General features: G+C 33.1%; 24 protein-coding genes. All 24 read left to right on the top strand.

What is annotated here, in order from left to right:
• The 24 genes from IPI31_05360 (at position 1) to IPI31_05245 (ending at position 22015) form a co-directional block, all read left to right on the top strand.
• On the top strand, positions 1–891 hold the full coding sequence (locus IPI31_05360) for a T9SS type A sorting domain-containing protein (GenBank protein ID MBK7567236.1): 891 nt from the start codon (positions 1–3) through the stop codon (positions 889–891).
• A 196-nt stretch (positions 892–1087) separates the two neighbouring features.
• A complete protein-coding gene (locus IPI31_05355) occupies positions 1088–1783 on the top strand; it encodes a hypothetical protein (GenBank protein MBK7567235.1) in 696 nt (231 codons plus the stop codon).
• A 211-nt stretch (positions 1784–1994) separates the two neighbouring features.
• Positions 1995–2741, top strand: coding sequence for an NADAR family protein (locus IPI31_05350; protein MBK7567234.1), 747 nt, complete (start codon positions 1995–1997; stop codon positions 2739–2741).
• Positions 2742–3440: 699 nt separating this feature from the next.
• Positions 3441–4031: a hypothetical protein gene (locus IPI31_05345; protein MBK7567233.1), complete on the top strand. Its 591-nt coding sequence runs from the start codon at positions 3441–3443 to the stop codon at positions 4029–4031.
• 191 nt (positions 4032–4222) lie between these two features.
• Complete coding sequence (locus tag IPI31_05340; GenBank protein ID MBK7567232.1) at positions 4223–5119, top strand: J domain-containing protein; 897 nt, start codon at positions 4223–4225, stop codon at positions 5117–5119.
• On the top strand, positions 5106–5381 hold the full coding sequence (locus IPI31_05335) for a MerR family transcriptional regulator (GenBank protein MBK7567231.1): 276 nt from the start codon (positions 5106–5108) through the stop codon (positions 5379–5381). Before IPI31_05340 ends, IPI31_05335 begins: the two co-directional genes overlap by 14 nt.
• Positions 5382–5449: 68 nt before the next feature.
• The gene (locus IPI31_05330; GenBank protein MBK7567230.1) at positions 5450–6094 is read left to right on the top strand and encodes a metallophosphatase domain-containing protein; all 645 of its coding nucleotides are present in this window, start codon (positions 5450–5452) and stop codon (positions 6092–6094) included.
• A 35-nt stretch (positions 6095–6129) separates the two neighbouring features.
• A complete protein-coding gene (locus IPI31_05325) occupies positions 6130–6582 on the top strand; it encodes a hypothetical protein (GenBank protein ID MBK7567229.1) in 453 nt (150 codons plus the stop codon).
• 288 nt (positions 6583–6870) lie between these two features.
• Complete coding sequence (locus IPI31_05320) at positions 6871–7665, top strand: hypothetical protein (GenBank protein ID MBK7567228.1); 795 nt, start codon at positions 6871–6873, stop codon at positions 7663–7665.
• Between the two features lie 147 nt (positions 7666–7812).
• The gene (locus tag IPI31_05315) at positions 7813–8370 is read left to right on the top strand and encodes a YdeI/OmpD-associated family protein (GenBank protein ID MBK7567227.1); all 558 of its coding nucleotides are present in this window, start codon (positions 7813–7815) and stop codon (positions 8368–8370) included.
• Positions 8371–8443: 73 nt separating this feature from the next.
• The gene (locus IPI31_05310; GenBank protein ID MBK7567226.1) at positions 8444–9097 is read left to right on the top strand and encodes a hypothetical protein; all 654 of its coding nucleotides are present in this window, start codon (positions 8444–8446) and stop codon (positions 9095–9097) included.
• Positions 9098–9152: 55 nt separating this feature from the next.
• On the top strand, positions 9153–13538 hold the full coding sequence (locus tag IPI31_05305) for an FG-GAP repeat protein (GenBank protein MBK7567225.1): 4386 nt from the start codon (positions 9153–9155) through the stop codon (positions 13536–13538).
• A gap of 113 nt (positions 13539–13651) precedes the next feature.
• Positions 13652–13984, top strand: coding sequence for a DUF3291 domain-containing protein (locus IPI31_05300; protein MBK7567224.1), 333 nt, complete (start codon positions 13652–13654; stop codon positions 13982–13984).
• 87 nt (positions 13985–14071) lie between these two features.
• Positions 14072–14575, top strand: coding sequence for a hypothetical protein (locus IPI31_05295; GenBank protein MBK7567223.1), 504 nt, complete (start codon positions 14072–14074; stop codon positions 14573–14575).
• A 50-nt stretch (positions 14576–14625) separates the two neighbouring features.
• Positions 14626–15204: a Crp/Fnr family transcriptional regulator gene (locus IPI31_05290; GenBank protein ID MBK7567222.1), complete on the top strand. Its 579-nt coding sequence runs from the start codon at positions 14626–14628 to the stop codon at positions 15202–15204.
• A 97-nt stretch (positions 15205–15301) separates the two neighbouring features.
• Positions 15302–15736, top strand: coding sequence for a nuclear transport factor 2 family protein (locus IPI31_05285; protein MBK7567221.1), 435 nt, complete (start codon positions 15302–15304; stop codon positions 15734–15736).
• A 79-nt stretch (positions 15737–15815) separates the two neighbouring features.
• Positions 15816–16211 carry a hypothetical protein gene (locus tag IPI31_05280; protein ID MBK7567220.1) on the top strand — a complete coding sequence of 132 codons (396 nt, stop codon included), beginning with the start codon at positions 15816–15818 and terminating at the stop codon, positions 16209–16211.
• 50 nt (positions 16212–16261) lie between these two features.
• Positions 16262–17914 carry a peptidase S41 gene (locus tag IPI31_05275; GenBank protein ID MBK7567219.1) on the top strand — a complete coding sequence of 551 codons (1653 nt, stop codon included), beginning with the start codon at positions 16262–16264 and terminating at the stop codon, positions 17912–17914.
• A gap of 95 nt (positions 17915–18009) precedes the next feature.
• Positions 18010–18795: a hypothetical protein gene (locus IPI31_05270; GenBank protein ID MBK7567218.1), complete on the top strand. Its 786-nt coding sequence runs from the start codon at positions 18010–18012 to the stop codon at positions 18793–18795.
• Positions 18796–19157: 362 nt separating this feature from the next.
• Positions 19158–20156 carry a hypothetical protein gene (locus IPI31_05265; protein ID MBK7567217.1) on the top strand — a complete coding sequence of 333 codons (999 nt, stop codon included), beginning with the start codon at positions 19158–19160 and terminating at the stop codon, positions 20154–20156.
• A 101-nt stretch (positions 20157–20257) separates the two neighbouring features.
• Positions 20258–20617, top strand: a complete 360-nt coding sequence (locus IPI31_05260) for a VOC family protein (GenBank protein ID MBK7567216.1) — start codon at positions 20258–20260, stop codon at positions 20615–20617.
• 15 nt (positions 20618–20632) lie between these two features.
• Entirely contained in the window at positions 20633–20980 is a 348-nt protein-coding gene (locus IPI31_05255; protein ID MBK7567215.1) for a nuclear transport factor 2 family protein, read from the top strand.
• Between the two features lie 31 nt (positions 20981–21011).
• Positions 21012–21470: a GNAT family N-acetyltransferase gene (locus IPI31_05250; GenBank protein MBK7567214.1), complete on the top strand. Its 459-nt coding sequence runs from the start codon at positions 21012–21014 to the stop codon at positions 21468–21470.
• Between the two features lie 11 nt (positions 21471–21481).
• Complete coding sequence (locus tag IPI31_05245; protein ID MBK7567213.1) at positions 21482–22015, top strand: putative metal-dependent hydrolase; 534 nt, start codon at positions 21482–21484, stop codon at positions 22013–22015.
• Positions 22016–22049 lie beyond the last annotated feature (34 nt).

Raw genomic sequence — 22049 nt, 5'->3', positions numbered from 1 at the left:
ATGGCAACCGAGAATAAATTAGTTCAATATTCAGCTATGGCAATCAGCTTCCTTTTTTTCAAGGAAGCTGATGCCGCAGCCGTTTACACCAATATCGATCCGGATACTGTCGTAAATGACAACCTTGAAGTTTTTAGATTAGACATGGATAACAATGGAACGTATGATTTTGCATTCTTAAAATTTACCGGTACCGGATATACTTATTGGAGTGAAGAGTATTTGTACTTCTTTTACATGCATGCATCCCCTCAAATTTCCAATAATGCCATTGCAGGATTAAGTGTAGTAATTGATCCTTCATATGGTGGATTTACTTTATATTACCCTTATGCTCTTTTAGTTAATGATTTAGTATATGAAGAATTAAATTTTCAAAATGATTTTTATCAGGTGCTTGCAGCTAGGGTCTTAAATGAAGATGGTGTAGCTATTATTGATAGAGGCTTTTGGTATCCTCAAAAAATAGATCATTATATAGGTGTGCGATTTATCGACGATAAAGGATGCAATCATTATGGATGGATTCGCTGTGATGTAAAAAGTAAAGGTGATACTTTAATCATAAAGGATTTTGCGTATGAAACTAAATGTGATGTAGCAATTTTAGCAGGTGACACAATCGGTGATACCATTACGGTTGACATTATGGAGAATACATTGGCAGGTGTAAATATTTATAGTTTCAATAATGACGTGTTTGTTAATATAGAAACTTTAAAGCATAATTACGAAATGTTCATCACTGATTTAAATGGTAAAATTATTTATACCAATATTTTAATAGAAACCACAAATAAAGTATCATTGGAGGACTATTCACTCGGCTATTATATTGTGAAAATTATGGGTGGCAAAAAACAATTTACAAAAAAAATATTTATAAATTGAACCTGATGGTTGGGACATTCGACCTCATGTCAGCACATCCGCTAACAAAAGCTTTGCAAAATGGCTTGGTGAATCGTAAACCTGAAACTTTTATTTTCATTTGATGATTTTAGTGATCATGAATGATTTCGCTTCGAATGCCGCCACTTCGCAAAGCCCGAAACGTTAGCAGTAAGTTTAAAAAACAAATCGTGACATGGGAGCACCCCTTAACGACATAACAATTTATTACCACGGAACCGTTATTAAGGACGCCCCACAAGACTGGGACTTTAGACGAAAAGTAAATTACATCGCTGACTTTTATCACGATAGCTTAAACGGTTTTAAACCTACAAAGACTGGAAGAATATGCTTTCACCTTGGCGCTACAAACAACTGGGCCAAACCAAATTACTTTGGTTCAATTTGCAGTTACGGCAGTGTTATTGATGAAAATAAATATTTAAGTCTTTCTAAAAAAGAAAAATATAAATACATTCTAGAAATTTTACATACAACAGTTATAGAAATTGCAGACATTTATAGTTGGGACAAATCTGCTTTTAATACCGCCTACAAACATATTATCGAAAGCGACTTTAAGTTTGAAAAACATTATCCCGAAAAAAAATCAAAAGACAGAAAACACGTAGGACAAATAATTTTAGCAAAAACCGAAGAAAAATCTAAATTATCTGTAGTAATAAAGACAAGAGATTCGACAATTACAAAAGTACTTCTCGAAAAAAATAATTGGTATTGGTTTGACAGCAATTATCATTATGCCAAGAATTGTAAATGGCTCGACAATTCATGCTTTGGAATTTATAAAAACGGAAAAAATTGCTACTTTTCAACAGAACAAAATAGAACAATTAACGACTTGACATTTAATAAGGATGATTTTTAAACCATCTGAACAGCCTACTGCTAACAGCACATTTGCGCCATCGGGGCGACGACCACCTCCGAATAATTTTCGGTAACCCAAAACTTCGTATTTTTATTAATGATTTTCGATTGCCTTCCCCTCAATTGCAAATCTGTAGCGCATTATTGGCTTTTATTTTACATCACTCCCAATCCAAAATTAAATCTATAACTTGACAAAACACTACAACATAAAATGGTTGATTGACAGCTTTGAAAGAGGAGACACTTTGAAGTATATTTACTTTTGGGGACATACCAATAAATTGAATGTTGATGTCGGCAAATTTTGTTTTAGTCAATGGTTTGAGAGTCCCTTCACAGTTGACAACAGAACTTATAAAACTACTGAGCATTGGATGATGTCGCAAAAAGCACTTCTCTTTGACGACAAGGCCAACTTTGAAAAAATTTTGGCGGCTGAAAGTCCCGGAGAAGCAAAAGAATTGGGCAGACAAGTTTTAGGTTTTGACGAACAAACCTGGAATAACAAACGATTTGAAATTGTAAAGATTGGAAATATTCACAAGTTCAATCAAAATCCAAAACTTGCTGACTATTTAATAAAAACAGGTGACAGAGTATTAATTGAAGCAAGTCCCGTTGACAATATATGGGGCATTGGACTTTCTCAGTACATTAAGGATATTGACAATATTTATGCTTGGCCCGGGCTTAATTTACTCGGTTTTGTTCTTATGGAAGTTCGAGATTTCCTAAAATATTTTGGACATTTCAAACCACTTGAATACACACATCAAACACCTTGGAACAAGTTCCCGCACAATAACAAACACGATTTGTTTTGGCGAACCAGGATAGGAGCTGATTATTTATTGCAGTTTAATAAATATTATAGCGGACTTACCGCTAGAGAAAAAACTATTTTTAAGCTAACAGATCCTACGCCTAATAACTGGGAAAATTTTTACGATTAGTAATCTGCAGGTGAAAAAGACACAATGTTAGCTCAAATTTATGCCAACCGAAAATAAAATTAAAACCAACAAAACACTAAAGTTCATAATTCTATATGGTCTCATTTGTGGCCTTGCTCTTTCATTTAATATATTGTTGGCAAACCTCATTAGCTATTTGGCTATATTCACTTATTTCATTTTGCTATTTTTCATATTCCATTTTTTTATCAAAACCTACAAGAGGATTATTGGTGTAGACGTTAAAGTAGTAAACTCATTAATTGTTGGATTCCCTGTATTTCTTATTGGATGGGGTATTTTCCAATTTTTTAGTGAGGTCGGCTCAATACATCACTATACTAATCATGGCAAACAGAAACTTTTAGTGGAATGGCTAGAGTATGCTGCATTAATGACTATCATACAGGCTTTTGTATTTGTGCCAATTTATAAGTTGATAAAACGAAGAAAAATAGTAGCGAGAACGAAGGGCGATAGCTGATACAACAAGTCCGATTGTTCTGAAAATACCACCACTCCTTAAAATAGTTTTCAATAATTAAAATTTTGTATTTTTATTAAAGATTTTCGATTACCTTCCCCGCTATCGCAAATCTGCTACACGAACGTTACAAGCAATTGCAAACAACTATGAAACAACTGACTTTTTTTCTTTTGACGTTTTATACAGTGACAACAGTCTGAGGACAAAAATATTTGACTGCGGAGATTAGAGCTAAATCAGATAGCATTTTAATTACTTACATTGGCGACATTGTTTTTTCAAATAATTGCTTTTATGATGCTAACACATATTATGAATACAGAGACATTTTTGGAAAACCGCATTGGGAGACATTAAATAGATTTAAAAAGACAAAAGGCAAATTTGTAAAAGTAGATGTACGTTGGAATGTAATTATTCCTTATCCAACTTGTTCAGCTTATGACTCTATAAAGGGCAATACATCATTCGTCCTTGATAGTTTATTACGACCGACACTAAAGGCCAACTTTGACTTTATCCCTGACTTTTATTGGACTAACGATAGTTGCCAACTAACCAACAGAGACGAGGCGTTAACAATTGCTAAACGACAAAACTTAAAGCCAGCTATTGACACGCTTAAAGCGACAATAAATTATGACAAAAAAACAAAAACATTTTCTTTGGAGGTAAGTCAAACTCTATGGATTAAAAAGAATGAACTTAATGATGATTATGGCGAAAGTGAAATTGTCAATATAGATGCAAAAACTGGGAAAGTAATATCACATCAAAGTGTGCGTTTTGACCCCATTTACTAATGACAAACTAAAATGCGGTAACGACCTGACAAAAGACAACTGCAGGACGTTTCGGAATATTGGAAGGCATTTATATTTAGATGCTTGTACAATAAAATAAATAGGAACAACATACTAACATTTGCAGTAACTTAGTGTTTTAAAAAACAGATCAAACACTAGTCGGGAATAATAAATTAATTAAATAAATAATGGAATTTAAAGATTATTACAAAATATTAGAACTAAATAAAAATGCCACACAGGAGGATATTAAAAAGGCGTATCGAAAACTCGCGCGTAAGTATCACCCCGACCTAAATCCAAACAACAAAGAGGCAGAAAAGAAATTTAAGGAAATAAATGAGGCCAATGAAGTTTTAAGTAATGCAGAAAATCGGAAGAAATATGATCAATATGGTAAAGATTGGAAGCACGCCGATGCTTTCGAGACAGAAAAAAAACAACAGAAACAATCCCGGCGGAATACTGGTCAGCAATTTCGAAATGATGATACCGGTAATTTTTCCGACTTTTTTGAGTCGATGTTCGGGGGACAAGAAAGTCAATATAATCAAACAAAATTCAGGGGCCAAGATTTAAATGCAGAACTGCATTTCAAGTTATCCGATGTATATAAAACCCAAAAACAAGAACTAACCATAAACAATAAAAAGATTCGAATTACAATTCCTGCTGGCATTGAAAATGGACAGACTATAAAAATTTCAGGACATGGTTCACCAGGTTTTAACGGGGGACCAAATGGCGATTTGTATATTACCTTTAAAATTGAAAATGATTCGCAATTTAAACGAGAAGGCAATAATCTTTACAAAAATGAGGGAATAGATCTATATACTGCTTTGTTAGGAGGAGATATTGTTGTGAATACTTTTGATGGAAAAGTGAAACTGAAAGTGGCTCCGGAAACCCAACCAGGAACAACTGTAAAGTTAAAAGGAAAAGGTTTCCCTCTATATAAAAAGGAAAATACCTATGGAGATCTATTTATTACTTATCAGACTAAACTACCTACCCAACTTTCTACAGAAGAAAAAGAATTGTTTTCGAAATTAAAAACAATAAGAACCAATGAAAAAAAGTAAGTTAATTCATATCGAACAGGTTTGTACTCATTTTAATGTGGAGGTATCTTTCATTCAATCCCTTCACGAGCTTGGTCACATAGAATTGATAGATGAAAGCAATGATTTTTACATTATTGAAGACCATTTAAAATCATTAGAAAGTTTAATATATTTTCATACTGAACTTCAAATAAATCTTGAGGGAATAGATGCCATAGCTCACTTATTGAAAAAAATTGAAAATCTGCAAAATGAATTAGCAGTTGTTAAAAATAAATGAAGTTTCAATATTAATGATTTTAAATAATAAATGCCCAAACCTTTAGAATCATTACTATACAAACAACAATGAAATTCATAACAATCGCCGACACCCACGGGCAGCATAAAAAATTACAACTCCCGCAAGGAGACGTAATTATCCATGCCGGAGATATAAGTGGGCGCGGTGAGGAAAGTGCTGTAATTGAATTTTTAGAATGGTTTACAAACCTTGACTTTAAATATAAAATATTCATTGCAGGCAATCACGATTTTTATTTTGAGCGGAAATCCGAAGAAGAGTTTAAGAAAATAATTCCCGACAATATTATTTATTTGTGCGACAGCGGTATAACGATAGAAAATATAAAAATTTGGGGTTCACCCGTTACTCCCTGGTTTTATGATTGGGCTTTTAACCGAACCCGGGGTAACCAAATTAAAAGACATTGGGATTTAATTCCCGCAGACATTGACATATTGATCACACATGGACCTGTTTTTGGAAAACTTGATAAAACAAATGATGGGCAGAATGTTGGTTGCAAAGATCTATTAGTAAAGGTACAGGAAATAAACCCAAAGTTTCATATTTGCGGGCATATACATGAGGCTTATGGACAAGTTACGGAGTCAAAAACGAATTTTATTAATGCATCCGTTTTGGATGAACATTATAGACTCAAAAATTTACCCATAACTTTTGATATGAAAAGCGAAATCCAAAAATAATGTATAATTTAGCCTTCAGACTAATTATACCTAGTATGGCGTCCCTAACAGAAGAACAAATTAAAGAAATAGCAGAAATGCTTGACTGCGGATTTCGGAGTTATTGGCACAAACATACCGGTGAACTTCTTTTCATTCTTAATAATGAGGACTATACAGATTTTGATGAAGATCTAAAGGATGAAGACCTCGAAAAATTAAATAACAATCCTGACGATTATTTCGAAATTGACAAACCGGATTCGAACGACAGTTTTAAAATTATGGAAAACTTCGCGTATCAATTAGAAGGCAACGACGAACTTAAATCTGAGTTATTTAAGGCATTAAATAAAAGAAAACCTTTCAGAGAATTTAAGTGGGTAATTGATAACTCAGGGGACTACCGGCAAAAATGGTTCGACTTTAAAAATGCAGAATTGAAACAATGGGTTGTTGACAATTTCAAGGCAGTAACAAATGATAATACAGAAGAGGAGATTGAATGACTGTAATACGATAACTGCCCTTACAAATAATTTCAAGGTTAATATATTTTGTATTTCTATTTAAAAATAACTTTTTACCTCCTACTATCATAATAATTTGAATAGTAAATACTTCCAATATCCGACAAAAAAAACCAGTACAAAATAAACTTTAATAGGACAGTTATTATAACCGGATATTGATATTCGCAAAATAATTTGCCATTAGATAAATTTTTGTAATTTTATTATGGATTTACAGTTTTATGCTGTCTATCCGGAAATCTGTTAAACGCTAATCAGCATATTATGAAACATCCGATAATTGCAGTTTTATTATTTTTAATAATCAGTAATCTTCAAGCACAAGAAGATACGAGTAAATTGGAAATTGATAAATTTATCAACCGATTTAACAGCAAAATGGATACCGTATTTTGGTTATGTGAATATGATAATATTGCATGGTGGACATCTGACAAGGTTTCTGCCTCTTCAGAAGCTGAGCAAGCAAAACTGGGGCCTCAATGGTTCTGTTTTAAACAAGACGATTTATGGCATGCTGCATATGGAAAATTTACAGATGGGCAATATGATTTAGTTTTTCATTATACAGTTGATTCAAGTGCCCGGATAAAACGCATTCATATTGAAATAGATACATTCACTACAAATTCGTTTTGCAGATCGTTAATTAAGGGCAGCGATCTTCTTTCACAATACCTAGATGGCGCAAATGTGAATTTTAACCCTTATATACAAAGGAACAAAGATTCTACTATTTCTGTTTGGTATATGCCTGCTTTTACTCAAAACGGAACGGCGGTTTATGGTGGTGAATTCTATTATTTGTTTGATGCAAGCGGGAATCATGTATTGTCGAAATCAGAAAAATCTTATGGGTATAAAGGATTTAAACCAGATCGTAAAGCTGAAATTTGGCTTGATTATTCATTTGTAGATGAACCTACACTTGGTGCAGTATTTTTTGTATGGTATTATCGGACTTATTTTGATCGCATCATTATTGATGCAAAAAATTACAAGAGTTCAGTATTTCATAACAATAGTGGTTATTACTGGGTACATGCAAAGAAAAATTAATTTTTTTGAATCATTCTTATTTCCATGAATTTTGAAAGTTATCCAAATTTATATTATTACTAATGTAACTTTTCAAAATATTTGTAATCAAAATTGCAAAAAACAAAATCCTATAATCAAAATTGGAATTTAAATTAATAAATAAAAATGACTCCAATATTTTTCCCAACACCTGCCGATTTCAGAAAGTGGTTAAAAAAAAATCACAAAAAAGAAACAGAGTTATTCGTTGGTTTCTATAAAGTTGGAACGGGGAAACCTTCTATAACCTGGCCGGAAGCAGTTGATCAGGCGCTGTGCTTTGGTTGGATAGATGGAGTAAGAAGATCCGTTGATAAAGAAAGTTACTGCAACCGATTTACCCCGCGAAGGAAGAATAGCAACTGGAGTGAGATCAATATCAAAAAAGTTGAGGAACTCACTAAAGCCGGATTGATGATGCCGGAAGGACAAAAGGCTTTTGAGTGGAGGCTGGAAAACAGATCCGGAATTTATTCATACGAAAATATACCGGGAACTCTAGATTCAAAATTTGAAAACCAATTCAAAAAGAATAAGACTGCCTGGGAATTTTTTAATAAACAAGCTCCATCATATAAAAAGGTAATGACTCATTGGATCATGAATGCGAAACAGGAAAAGACCAGAATATCAAGGCTTGAAAAAACAATTAAATTAAGTGGAGAACAAAAACGGATGCTTTAATTTGAGGAACAACAAATTTATTTGACTGTCAAATTAAATAAAATGGAACTCACAAATAAAAAATAGCAAGAAATTGACGGTGCTTATCGGATTCCTTAAGACGCATCAAATTGATCCTTCTACATACATCGTAAACGAATTTAGAGGTACTTTCACCTGGAATTACAGCGCAAATGAAACTATAAAAAACAGACTAATGAAAAAAATGTCGCAGCATTCTATTTTTCAAGAGAGATCCAATCTTTATTTAATCACCACTGACAATCAATTGATCACAATTGATATTGTTTCAGGTGAAATTATAAATCACCAAAACGCATTTGAAACATTAAATCAAAAATTATTTTGGAATCCAAAATCACTCGAACGGAAATATCAAAAGGTTGAGTATCCGGAAAGTTACCTTTTACCCGATTTACAAATCGGAAAAACTTTAGCACAGGGTCTTGCTGAACTCCTCAATAAAAAACTAAGTGATTATAAAGAGGATAGTGCTGTTATTCAAATATACGTTCACACATTATTGATCAATAAGGAGGGTAAATGTGAAGATGTTTCGGTGTCTCCAACCGTAAGAACTGATATTCACATGGATTTTGATTTTAAGTGCAATATGGAATTAAAAGCGGAAATTGAGTTATGGATAAAAAATCAAACATTCGCAACCAATACCATTCCTAAGGGGTTTCAGAAGTTCAAATATTCTGACTTTGTTTATCTTAAATGAGGAGCCATTCTATCCTAGAATGGGTGAAATGCACTAGATTTGCAAAAAAAACCTTATGAGACCATTCTTAACCATTTCCGGGCTTGTGTTTTTTGCCATTTCAACACTATTTTTTTCTGCTGACTTAATTGCACAGTCGAAGTATGATGTTTCAATTCAACCGGCTGCATTTAACCTAAAATTTCAAAAGGATGAAAAACTCTATCTCAATCTTGAAGCGATCGAGTTTGGCCGCACAGGAAATCTGAATTTGATCAACCAATACCATTCATATCCTACAATAAAAAATGAAGGATATGTGAAATACGATTTTGAAAATTTATTGGAAATAGAATATTTTAAAAAGCCGGAGGGATTAAGAACTAATTATATTTTGAATAAAAAACCTGAAGGTAATTCACCCCTTATTTTTCATATCAACATAAAAACTAATCTCGAAATTCAAAACACAAACGAGCAAGTTAATTTTTTTATGCCGGATAAAAATGATTATCAGGTTTTTGAATATTCAGGTTTCAAAGTTTGGGATGCAAATAATAATTTAATTGGTTTTTCAACGAATATTATTTCTGATATCGAAAACAATGACATTAAAATTGAATTTATTATCGAGGATATCGATGCAGTTTACCCATTAATAATTGATCCATTGTTTCGCAGTCTGGTTTTAAACGTTATTAACTCAGATGACGCATCCGCACAGTTTGGAAGTAGCGTTGCCTTAGCTGATGTAAATGATGATGGATATGATGATGTTATTGGAGGTGCTCCTTTTTACGACAAAGGAATTACGGGAGATGGTGGAGTATTTGTTCATTTAACAAACCTATATGGGATTTCTGAAAAACCAAATTTTAAATTATTATCAAGCATTAATGATTCAAGACTTGGTTCTAAAGTTGCAAACGCAGGTGATATCAATGATGATGGATATGAAGATATAATTGCTGGAGCACCTTATCAATATTATACTGATGGAGTGTATGGTTATAATGCAACTGGTGCCGCTTATATTATGTATGGTTGCAGTTATGGTATTGATTCCAACAACATTTTGGAAATACTACCACCACTAGATGATCTTAATGGAAATTTTGGATCTTATGTAAATGGATTAGGCGATATAAATGGTGATGGATACGGAGATGTAATTATCACTTCTTATTATTATCCGGGAATATATGATGGAGCTCGAGGTAGGTGTTATTTATATTATGGAAGTGAAACAGGTTTAAATCCAATTCCGGTTTGGAAATATACCGGAATTTTATACAGTGGTACTGGTCGATCAGTTGGTAAAGGTGGTGATATAAATGGTGATGGGTTTAACGACTTTTTTATTGGTGCACCTTATTATAATTACGAAGATACTTTATTGCATTATCAGGGAGCGGCCTATTTATTTTATGGTACGGCAACAATTCCGGATACCATTCCTTCCTATACATTTTATGGCGAAACCGAACATGCAGGTATGGGTTGGTCAATAGCTGGCGATATGGATGTAAATAATGATGGGTTTGCCGACTTCACAATAGGAAATCCCGGTGAAGGTGGTGAGGCAAATTCGTGTAAGGGCATGGTAAAAAATTATTTAGGAGGACCTACTGGCCCTGTACTTTCATGGAACAAAACAGGGTTATTTAATCATAGTGGCACCACCGTTATTAATGCTGGTGATTTTAATGGTGACGGATATTCGGATCTTCTGTATTCTTCAGGACTAAGTGGATCAGTGTTCGCACCTGAATGTGGAACAGGATCGGAGGGGTCGGCATTATATTTTGGTTCAGCTACCGGATTAAAAAGCGGAGCTGCATGGGCAAATCGATTATATGAATATTCCTATACCAGTTATGGAAAGTCATTAGCCGGAGACGCTGATTTTAATCAGGACGGATTTGATGATTATATTGTTGGAATTCCCGGGTTTAATGCGCCTTTTACTGGCGCTGGAGGTATATTTATATATTATGGATCTCCAAATCTTAATTATATTAATGATGTTGCCGACTCATCTGTAATGCTTCAACATACTTTATATGAAAGTTCTATTTATTATGAAAGAGATGTGGTATTGGATATTGATCTGGATAATAATGGTTACAACGATGTTGTAATCGGAGCACAAACTTATCCCGGATATTATCAAGCTCCTGGAGGATTTGGTATATACTTGAATCATGGTCCCGGTTTAGGAATAGAAACCACGCCTTCTACTATTGTCACTGGAATTGAACTTAGCCAACATTTAGGTGCCGGTGTGGCAAATCTGGGTGATTACAATAATGATGGATTTGATGATGTAGCTGTAGCTTCAAAAGATTATGGTGTTAATGGAGCAGTATATATTTATAATGGTAATGCAACTGGAATTAATACAACACCAACTATTTTTACTTATACTGATAATCCTAATGTTTTAGCCTTTGGAAAAAAAATAATAGCTGAAGATTTTAATGGAGATGGAATTAAAGATCTGGTAGTTGGGGATGATTCTTATAATGAGATTGGTTCACGCCAGGGTGCAGTTTATGTATTTTTAGGAACTGTAGATGGTTATCAAACCCCACCGGCTAATATTTTAAAAGGGTCTGTATCGAAAGAAGATTTTGGTTATGATATTGCAAATGCAGGTGATGTAAATGGTGACGGATATAATGATCTGGTTGTTACTTCAACTTATGCATATAATCTATATATGGCTCCTGATAGTTGGGGTGGAATTAAATTATTTTTAGGTTCAGCATCCGGCCTTTCAACAACTCCAATTTCAAATATAATCGGCACAGTAGATAATGAATATCTTGGTGACCCCGCATATGCTGCCGGTGATGTAAATGCGGATGGGTTTGATGATATACTTATAAAAGACCGTTCTACTCCGGAAAATTTTACTTACGAAGGTCAGATAAGATTATATTATGGGAGCAGCTCCGGAATTTCTGATAATAATAAATGGGTTTTTAAGGGTGGTCAATTGGAAGCTCATTTAGGAGGTTCCTTTGCAGGACCCAATGACATTAATAATGACGGTTATGATGATCTTGTAGTTGGCGCATTGGGATATACGGGATCAGTTGATGATTATAACACTTATACGGAAGGCGGTATTTATATATTTTATGGGAGCTATACGGGGGTAAAATTGCCCTCTAAATTGATTGAAGCCGACACATCCAAAGAACATCAGAAATTAGGGCGACGATTATTTTTCGAGCCGGATTTTACAGGCGATGGCATAGATGAGATAGGCGCATTATCAGTTAATGATAACGAGGAAACACTGGAAATTTTATATTTTAATAGTGCTGCTTCATCCTGCACAACAATACCATCACTAACTTCATCGGCTCTTTCCAATTCTATTTATTTAAGTTGGACAGGTAATAAATTTGATTTTAATTATATCATAAAATGGAAAAGTGCAGGCGATACTGATTGGAATGATACCTTACTTTTAAATCCGGAAGTCAATTTTGAATCATTGGTACCTTGCACTGATTATTTATTTCTTATTCAGAAAAATTGTGAAAGCGGGGCATCTGCATGGAGTGATACTTTAGTTGTACAAACTTCCGGTTGTATAATTCCGTGTTCTTCCATAATTATAAATGGCGTTATAATTTCAGGCATCACAGAATCCGCAGCTCATGTAACATGGGATGATTCACCGGATGCAGTGGTATATGAAATTTTATTTAAACCCACAACCTCCGTTATCTGGGATACATTAATAAATGCAGATGCAATCTTCGATATTTCTCTATTATCAGGATGCACATTCTATGATTTTAAAATACGTGCAATTTGTGCTACGGATAGTGGAGATTATTCAAGTATATATAATTTTCAGACACTTTGCCCTGCATGTGTAAATGCGCCTTCTTACTTAACTATCAGTAATATAACCACTACATCAGCCAAAGCAAAGTATGGCGCAGTGGAAGGAGCAACAAAATATAAGGTCTGGTACCGCGCAACTGGGACAACTGTTTGGAAAAAAGTAACGGCATCAACAGTACAAAAGGTAATTAAAAATTTATTCCCGAATACTACTTATGAAATTAAAGTTCAAGGAATTTGCGGAGTAATTGGCGGTCCCTTTACCCCCGTTGTAAATTTCACTACATTACCTCTCAAAGATGGTGAAGAAAACAATTTCGGCGAAAATGAACTCAATGCATCAATACCAAATAATGAATTAATGCTATATCCAAACCCATCAAATGGGGATTTTGTGCTTGCATTTGAACAATCAATGAACAATGCCGATTATGAATTATATATTTATAATTCATCAGGTCAAAATGTGTATGTTCAAGCAGGAAATATTCTTAACTCTCTGCAAATAAATTCAAATCTTTCGGTTGGAGTATATTTTATAGTATTACAAACAGGAGGGGATATTTACAAACAAAAAATTCTTATCATGCGATAATTAGTGCAACAACTTAAAAATTAAATTTGTAAATACCATGTAATGAAAAAAAATGCATGTAAATCCATAATTACAAAAGGATGATTTTTCCCCTCCGAAAAATATATTAGTATATGAAAGTAACAATTACATCCATTGAACTAAAAGGACCAATGAAATTCTTCCTTTTATCCTCACGCGCCTTAAAAGTTATTAAGCAGTTAAAAACAACCAATTTCAAAGATTTTAAAAGCACAGGCTTCTGGACAAAACATTATACTATGACGCTCTGGAACAACGAAGCAGAATTAAAAGAATTTGCAAGGAGTGGTCCGCACCTGGATGCGATGAAAAAAAGTAAGGAGATCGCAAAGGAGATCAGAACATACACCTATGATGCAAATGTTTTACCTACATGGAAGGAGGGGAAAAAATTATTGGAAAACGCAAAAGTTTTAAATTTCTGAAAATAGGAATTTTAAAAAAGAGCAGTGCATGAATCAGGTAAAATTGTAAATGCGTAAAATTCTGGGGAAACAACAAAATTCAACTATATGGTAACAACAGTTAAAATTGAAACTATTTATAACTGCTCATTAGAAAGAGCATTTAAAACTCCCATGTTATGCAATGTGGCAAAAGTGCACACAGGCTTCGGTATTATGCCAAAGGTAACGCACGCAACAGAAGATGAAAATTGGGGTAAACCGGGATCCACAAAAAAGGTGTTTGTAGCTAAATCCATTTCTCAAAAGGGAGGATTTGCATCAGTTGACAAAGTTATTGAACGCGAAGAAAATAAATATTGGAAAATTGAAGTGAGCGATTTTCAATCTTGGATGCTGGGATTTTCAAAGTTTACAGGCGAATGGAAAACTACCGAAATCGAACCGAATAAAATATTGGTAGAATATACCTACCATTTGAAATCAGATATCGGTTTGCTTTATCCATTAAATTGGTTATTTACAAAAACATTTTGGAAAACCTATATGAAAAGGGTAATCGAAAATATTCGGAAAATGGCGGCCAATAAGGAGCCGTATTTATATCCATAAAGTGAATACAATTTGTTTTAAAAGATAACTTTTATTAAAACGAATTAAGTATGACAGATCATAGCCAAACTCTCCTGTATAAGAAAATAAACAGATTTACAGAGATCTCTGCGGATAGCATTAATAAACTATTTGAGATAACCTCTACCGCGGATCTCAAAAAAGGAAAACTTATATTAAAAGAAGGCACGGTTTGTAAAACTATTGTATTTGTTGAAAAAGGGTATCTGAGGACTTATGTAAACAAAGACGGAATAGAAATAAATACGGATTTTACCTTTGAAAATAATTTTATAACCAATTTAAAAAGTTTACGCTCCAATTCAATATCAGATAGCAATATAGTAACAGGTGAAGATTCTACCATATTCGAATTCGACAAAGACAAATTACTTGATCTTTATAAAGTCTCACCTGAAATTGAATCATTTGGAAGAAAACTCTTGGAACAACTCTTAATTTCGCAGGAAGAGCACAGTAATCTTTTTAAAATTTATTCTCCTACTGAAAGATATCATTATCTCCTCCAACACAATCCAAACTTTCTTCAAAGGGTAAGTTTATCACAACTCGCATCTTATCTTGGTGTAACAAGGGAAACGCTTACAAGAATTAGAAGGAAAAAGTAAGTATAATATTTTGTGACAATTGTCTCAGGTACAATTTTATGGAACGCAACAATTTTGCATTGTATCAGAATAAACTGATACTATAAAAACCAATTTTATGAGATCTTTAAATCTAACAATTATGCTAACACTTGTAAGCCTTACCCTATTCGGACAAAACACAAATAAGGCAAAAGAAGAGATCAGTACTCTTGTAACTAATTTTTCATCGGCAGTTGAAAATAGAGATACCCTTTTATTAGACCCTTTACTGAATGAAAATTTCAGGGTAGTTGCTTTACGTTTTCCAACACCTGACAAAACAACTGTTTTGTCAAAAGAAAAGTATATCTTCCTTTTATCAGCAGGAAAAATAGGTGGCGAAAAACGCAGCGTGGAGATCATTAACCTGGATATCAGCGAATATGTTGCAACTGCCAAGGTGGTATTTGAATCGGATAAAATGATTTTTACTACATATCAAACCTACATATTGAATTCTGAAGGCAAATGGCAGATAATTTCAGATATACCGGTCACAAAAAATAAATAATGTAGTATTCCTGTATTTGAAAAAAAGGGGGTAATTTTCCATTTTCCTGTGCGATCAAACAGGAAAATGGAAAATTGGTATGTATATTAGATTCATAACTCAGTTCAGAAATGAAAAAGACCAAATAGAAACCGGTATGTTTAGCGCCGCCGAATTTTTAAGGGTTGGCGATCTTTTATTTGAATATGATAAAAAAAATTTAGAACAAATAATAAAATGGTTTAGCCTAAATTTAAAAAAGCCGGACAGACTTTCAAATGCAACACGTAAAAATCCGGCAAATGTTTCTTTATCATGGTTTAAAAGTAGCGCAACCGCACATTTAAATCAGATGCATGCATTAAAAGAAATATTAGAAAGATATGAAATGCGGGTTGATATAATTAAAAGAACCAGACCCGGTTATATTGTATATGAGGATGATCATCAGGTGTCAACCATCCCTTACAGAGAGGATAAGAATAAAGTACTTTAAACACGATAAATTTGTTGAGTATTTACCTATAAAATTCACTTTTTCACAATATGAAAACTCTGATATTCATCACAATTTTTCTTTTAATTCCCCTTACCTCATTTTCCAAAACTATCCCAACTGAAACGGAAAAGATCTCTACCTTCTGTAAGCTTTGGGGATTTCTCAAATATTATCATCCAGAAGTTGCAAAAGGTAATCTTGACTGGGACTCCGAATTTATGAATGGAGTTAAATCGATCAATAATTTAAAAACCAAACAGGAATTAAATAATTATTATTCTGAATGGATAAAAAGTTTAGGTGAAGTTAAACATTGTAAAAAATGTAATAATATTTTGCCCGATAGTTTGAAATTCAATCTTGAACTCAACTGGCTGAGTGATACTTCTGTTTTCTCAAATAATATGATCGAGCAACTTCAATATATTCAGCAAAAAAGAAACCAGGGTAAAAATTATTATGTGCAACAAACGAAATTCGTTGGAAACACGGGTTTTAAAAATGAAAAATTATATACAGATTCTGTTTTCCCATCACCAGAATTACGTTTACTTACTCTCTCGAGATATTGGAATATTATAAATTATTTTTTCCCGTACAAATATGTTATTGGTGAAAACTGGGATAGTGTACTGGTAGAAATGATCTCCAAATTTAAATATGCTGATGATACTGTAGCATATCATCTCGCCATATTGGAATTAACTGTAAAAATTAATGATAGTCACGCCGGGTTTGTTACAAAATACACCCAACAATATTTTGGTATTAAGTGGACACCATTTATATATAATATAATTGATAGCAAGGCAATAGTAACCGGTTGTTATAATGACTCTTTGTGCTTAAGGAATGATATTAAATATGGAGATGTATTTTTAACGGTGAATGGCAGAACCATTGAAGAAATAATAAATGAACAATCCAAATATATATGTGCTTCCAATCAAGCAATTAAAATGCGTAAGTTATATTATGGAATTTTTACCGGGAGCACCGATTCAGTTACAGTAACATATGAAAGAGAAGGAAAAACACTTCAAAAGACCATCGCGAGGTATAATTTTTACGAATTTAATTACAATTGGCAGCATGAATCCAAAAATGAGCACTATAAAATTTTAGATGGGAATATTGGATATGTTGATTTAGGCCAATTAACGAAAAACGAAGTTGATAATGTTTTTGAAAAGCTAGATGATACCAAGGCAATAATATTTGATGTAAGAAATTATCCAAATGGGACTATGTATAATATCGCATATCATTTACTTCCTGAAAAAAAACAATTTGTTATGTTTTCGAATCCTGATATTTCATTTCCTGGAGCTTATCGTTTTACTGAACCATATTTTTGTGGTGGGAATAATAAAAATCCTTACAAAGGAAAAGTTGTCCTATTATTTAACGAAACAACACAAAGTCATGCAGAATTTACCTTAATGGCATTAAAAACTGCGCCGAATGTTATAGGGATAGGAAGCCAAACTTCCGGTGCGGATGGAAATGTATCTTATATTCCATTACCCGGAGGTTATAAAACTGTTATGACAGGCATCGGTGTATATTATCCCGATGGAACTGAAACCCAAAGAATAGGGATAATACCCGATATTAAAGTTAAACCAACAATTGAAGGAATTAGAGCAGGTAAAGATGAAGTTTTGGAAAAGGCGATGGAGGTTATAAATGAAAAATAGAAGTTAATTTTACAAGGAATTGAATATCAAAGATTTCCATTTCAACAAAAATAATATTATACATTTTTAAATAATTTCACCTTAAGTTTATTTCTATGAAAAACATACATTTCATTTTAATTATCATAGGTATTGCTTGTTTATTCTCTTGCAAAGAAGAACGTTTAGAAGAAAAGGGATTTCAGGTTGGTCCAACATCTGAAGCTACGGAAGAAGACAGGGGAACGTGGATAAACCAGGACTCTCTAAAATTTGAAACAAGGCCAAGCAATGTCTTATTAACTACGGCACCCAATATTCGTTTGACTACCATTTACAAAGTAAATTTCAATAAAGACAAAAACTCCACCTTTATTGGTTCAAATAGTTTTTACGGAAATTATACTGATCATGAGAATACAGAAGGTAATGAATGGAATTACAATTTCATGCCTGGAATCGAAGCGGTTTATGGTTACAATATGGTAAACATTTCCCTTTATGATATAACAACAACCAAACAAAAAAACTTTTTTGAGAAACCTGTATTAATAAAAACTCTGTATTATCCTGCTTATTCTAAAGATACATTAAACTTCAAGCCAATAAGCAGAAATTATTTTATGGTATCGGTTTATAATGATGATACTAATAAAGATGGATTTATCAATTTAAAAGATCTCAGAAGGTTGTATTTGTTCGATATAAATGGAGACAGGTTAAATCCCCTGCTCCCGGAAAATTATTCTGTATTAAAATCGGAATACGATCCGGAAAATGATTTTATGTATGTGTTTGCCAAATTGGATGAAAACCAAAACGGGCAACTGGAAGATTCAGAACCTATTCATATATATTGGATAGATCTGAATGAACCTAGTAGAACAGGAAGGCAATACTGAATATAATTAATCACTAGAAGCAATTTATATTGTTCAACTGGTGTAATTAAGTGAGATTCATTATTTTTACCAATAAACTAATAAATACAATTATGAACATTTCGAATAAATCCATTTTGTTTTTTTTGTTAATAATCAACTCCATTGTATTATTAGGACAAATTTGGCCTGCAGGGGCACCTCCTTTTGCCAGAATATTTAACATTACTACTTTGATCATAAATGTCTTGATCTGCATAATTTCTTTGAACAAAATCACAAAAAGCGGAAATTCAACAAGATAATAAAAATTGATACCTTTTTTTTGTTGATAATATGCAATTGCTACTATTCAGGCATCTCAAAATAACAAACAAAACGGGATGACCATTAAATTAACTTTACTCTTCGGGATTATTCTTTTTGCCGGATCCAAATTATTACAGGCCCAACAAATCACCAATACAGTTTCGGGCTTCAAATATGAACTTACTTTTGACATTGGCGATATTCCGATTCCGCAGGAAAAGGGGAGTTATGCCAAGAAGCTTCGTATATATGATCAGCGCAACAACGATTTGATTTATGAAGAAATTATTTATGGAAATGCATTAAATGAAACCCATACGCAACGGGACAGTTTTGAATTGGTCCAGATCAATTTTGATGGTATTGCTGATGTAAAATTTACTCACCTTAATCAAACTTACACCTATATATTGTCAGCAAAAAATGAGGAAGAGAGAATAGTATTTTATCAGGAAAACTTATTGAGCAGCATAAAAGATTTTACCCGTGATGAAAATAAAAATCAATTAGTAGGAAAATTTTATGATGGTTATTATGAAACCACCTATACATTAAAAGGTGTGTATTTTGATACTCTTATCAGGTTTCAACAAACGCTCTATAAACCATTCATTGCAAATGAATACCTTTTCTTAAATAAACGGGGATATTTGAAAAATATAGAAAATCCAAACAAAGGGCCCATTATTCCAATCCTGAAAAAGGAGTTTGGAGATTATAATTTTGATGGTAAGGAAGATTTTCGAATTCAGTCGACCGAGTATGATATTGAATGGAATTATTATCTTTTCGACAAACTTTCCAATGCGTATCAAATAGACACTTTATTGAGTTCAATGCAAAATGCATATTTTGATTGGGAAACAAACAAATTTATTGGTAGCCGGAGCATCAGAATAGATGATCTGACACAACAATTTGATACTTACGAATATATGGATGGAAATATTATAGTTACAAAAAGGAGAGTTTGCCGGCAAAAAAGTCAAAGTTCTGAACGCAGCGATTGCACAATTTATGAATTGAAGGATGGAGAAATGATATTTATAGACTTTCAACCTGGTGCGGAATAAAAATCACTCGTCTTTTCAAATCAAGACAATTAAACTCCGTATTTAGACTTTAATAATAATCCCTTATTTTTGGCTTTAAATAAGCTAAAATTGATTTTTATATGTTAACATCTATCAACCCAAAACTCCCAATGCGCGATAAGGCAACAACCAGGGATTTCTATTTAAACAAATTAGGCTTTCAAGAATTTGGCAGTGCTGATTTTGATGGGTATCTAATGGTAGAAAAAGATAATATCCAAATTCATTTTTTCGAATTTAAGGAACTTGATCCGGCAGAAAATTATGGTCAGGTTTATATTCGTACTGATGATATTGAAAATTGGTATCAGTTAGCTTTGGATAAAAACATTAATATGCCTGAAGCCGGTCATTTAGAAATGAAACACTGGATGCAGAGGGAATTTTCTATGCTCGATCCGGACAATAACTTACTTACATTTGGTCAGAGCATAATGTAACATAAAAATATAACTATGAGCAACAAAAAAGTTATAAAAACCTACATGGAAGGTTTCAACGAAGGTGACCACGCTAAAATTTTATCCTGTCTTACTGACAATGTTATTTGGGAAATGCACGGATTATTTTCTCATGTTGGGAAAGAAGCATTCGACAAGGAAATTGAAAACGAAGCCTTTGAAGGAAGACCCACCATTACATTAATCAGGATGGTGGAAGAAGGGAATATAGTTGTAGCAGAGGGAAATGTAAAATTTAAAGTAAAAAACGGTCCAATGATGGATGCTATGTTTTGTGATGTGTTCCATTTTGAGGGTGATAAAATAAAGCAACTTACAGGTTACATAATGACACCTAAATAAAATAAATTTTTCTGATGATGCTTCTTTCATTATGAATAACCTTATCCGTTGCAATTCCGATAATAAAGACTTTCAAAATCTGGTGAAGGAACTTGATATTGATTTAGCAATTCGAGATGGAGACGATCATGCATTTTATCATCAATTCAATAAAATTAATTCCCTTCAACATGTAATTGTTGCTTACGAATCATCAACCGCAGTGGGTTGTGGAGCTATCAAAGAATTTTCTTCCGATACCATGGAAATTAAAAGAATGTTCGTGCTTCCTCAATACCGAGGTAAGGGTATTGCATCTTTGATATTAACCGCTTTAGAAAACTGGAGTCTGGAACTCAACCACCAAACTTGTATCTTAGAAACAGGAATAAAGCAACCAGAAGCCATACGTTTGTACGAAAAAAATAATTATTTCAAAATTCCGAATTACGGGCAATATGCTAATATTGAAAACAGCCTGTGTTTTAAAAAATATTTAATAAAACAATAAATAATTATCAAATGATAGATGAAATATTAAAATACCCGGTCGGAAAATTTAAAAGACCCGAAATAATTACATCAGAGTTATTAAATCAATATATCAATACTATTTCCTTATTTCCTGAAAAACTCAAACAAGAAGTATCTTATCTAAACGATGATCAGTTAAATACGGAATACCGACCTGAAGGATGGACCATCAGGCAGTTAATTAATCATTGTGCTGATAGTCATGCAAACAGCCTTATAAGGTTTAAACTTGCTTTAACGGAAGATAATCCGATAGTTAAACCCTATCTCGAAGCGGAGTGGGCTAAATTAGCGGATAGTACTTCAATTCCAATTGCTCCCGCGTTTAAGATGTTGGAAGGTATACACGAAAGATGGGTGGTATTATTAAATAATATGTCGGAATCCGATTTTCTAAGAGCATTTGTTAATCCTCAAAATGGAAAACAATTTACATTAGCTGTAGCAACTGCACTATATGCCTGGCATTGTGATCACCATCTTGCGCATGTAACAACTTTGAAAAAAAATAAAGGATGGTAACAGTTTAGGTTTCACACCTGAACAATAATTTTCA

The sequence above is a fragment of the Bacteroidota bacterium genome (assembly GCA_016706865.1).
Classification (GTDB): domain Bacteria; phylum Bacteroidota; class Bacteroidia; order Chitinophagales; family BACL12; genus UBA7236.
This window is presented reverse-complemented; position numbering and strand designations above follow the sequence as displayed.

What these genes read in the sequence shown, in the direction of transcription:
- IPI31_05360 (MBK7567236.1), top strand. Translation starts at nt 1, where the DNA reads ATGGCAACCGAGAATAAATTAGTTCAATATTCAGCTATGGCAATCAGC.
- IPI31_05355 (MBK7567235.1), top strand. Translation starts at nt 1,088, where the DNA reads ATGGGAGCACCCCTTAACGACATAACAATTTATTACCACGGAACCGTT.
- IPI31_05340 (MBK7567232.1), top strand. Translation starts at nt 4,223, where the DNA reads ATGGAATTTAAAGATTATTACAAAATATTAGAACTAAATAAAAATGCC.
- IPI31_05335 (MBK7567231.1), top strand. Translation starts at nt 5,106, where the DNA reads ATGAAAAAAAGTAAGTTAATTCATATCGAACAGGTTTGTACTCATTTT.
- IPI31_05330 (MBK7567230.1), top strand. Translation starts at nt 5,450, where the DNA reads ATGAAATTCATAACAATCGCCGACACCCACGGGCAGCATAAAAAATTA.
- IPI31_05325 (MBK7567229.1), top strand. Translation starts at nt 6,130, where the DNA reads ATGGCGTCCCTAACAGAAGAACAAATTAAAGAAATAGCAGAAATGCTT.
- IPI31_05320 (MBK7567228.1), top strand. Translation starts at nt 6,871, where the DNA reads ATGAAACATCCGATAATTGCAGTTTTATTATTTTTAATAATCAGTAAT.
- IPI31_05315 (MBK7567227.1), top strand. Translation starts at nt 7,813, where the DNA reads ATGACTCCAATATTTTTCCCAACACCTGCCGATTTCAGAAAGTGGTTA.
- IPI31_05305 (MBK7567225.1), top strand. Translation starts at nt 9,153, where the DNA reads ATGAGACCATTCTTAACCATTTCCGGGCTTGTGTTTTTTGCCATTTCA.
- IPI31_05300 (MBK7567224.1), top strand. Translation starts at nt 13,652, where the DNA reads ATGAAAGTAACAATTACATCCATTGAACTAAAAGGACCAATGAAATTC.
- IPI31_05295 (MBK7567223.1), top strand. Translation starts at nt 14,072, where the DNA reads ATGGTAACAACAGTTAAAATTGAAACTATTTATAACTGCTCATTAGAA.
- IPI31_05290 (MBK7567222.1), top strand. Translation starts at nt 14,626, where the DNA reads ATGACAGATCATAGCCAAACTCTCCTGTATAAGAAAATAAACAGATTT.
- IPI31_05285 (MBK7567221.1), top strand. Translation starts at nt 15,302, where the DNA reads ATGAGATCTTTAAATCTAACAATTATGCTAACACTTGTAAGCCTTACC.
- IPI31_05280 (MBK7567220.1), top strand. Translation starts at nt 15,816, where the DNA reads ATGTATATTAGATTCATAACTCAGTTCAGAAATGAAAAAGACCAAATA.
- IPI31_05275 (MBK7567219.1), top strand. Translation starts at nt 16,262, where the DNA reads ATGAAAACTCTGATATTCATCACAATTTTTCTTTTAATTCCCCTTACC.
- IPI31_05270 (MBK7567218.1), top strand. Translation starts at nt 18,010, where the DNA reads ATGAAAAACATACATTTCATTTTAATTATCATAGGTATTGCTTGTTTA.
- IPI31_05265 (MBK7567217.1), top strand. Translation starts at nt 19,158, where the DNA reads ATGACCATTAAATTAACTTTACTCTTCGGGATTATTCTTTTTGCCGGA.
- IPI31_05260 (MBK7567216.1), top strand. Translation starts at nt 20,258, where the DNA reads ATGTTAACATCTATCAACCCAAAACTCCCAATGCGCGATAAGGCAACA.
- IPI31_05255 (MBK7567215.1), top strand. Translation starts at nt 20,633, where the DNA reads ATGAGCAACAAAAAAGTTATAAAAACCTACATGGAAGGTTTCAACGAA.
- IPI31_05250 (MBK7567214.1), top strand. Translation starts at nt 21,012, where the DNA reads ATGAATAACCTTATCCGTTGCAATTCCGATAATAAAGACTTTCAAAAT.
- IPI31_05245 (MBK7567213.1), top strand. Translation starts at nt 21,482, where the DNA reads ATGATAGATGAAATATTAAAATACCCGGTCGGAAAATTTAAAAGACCC.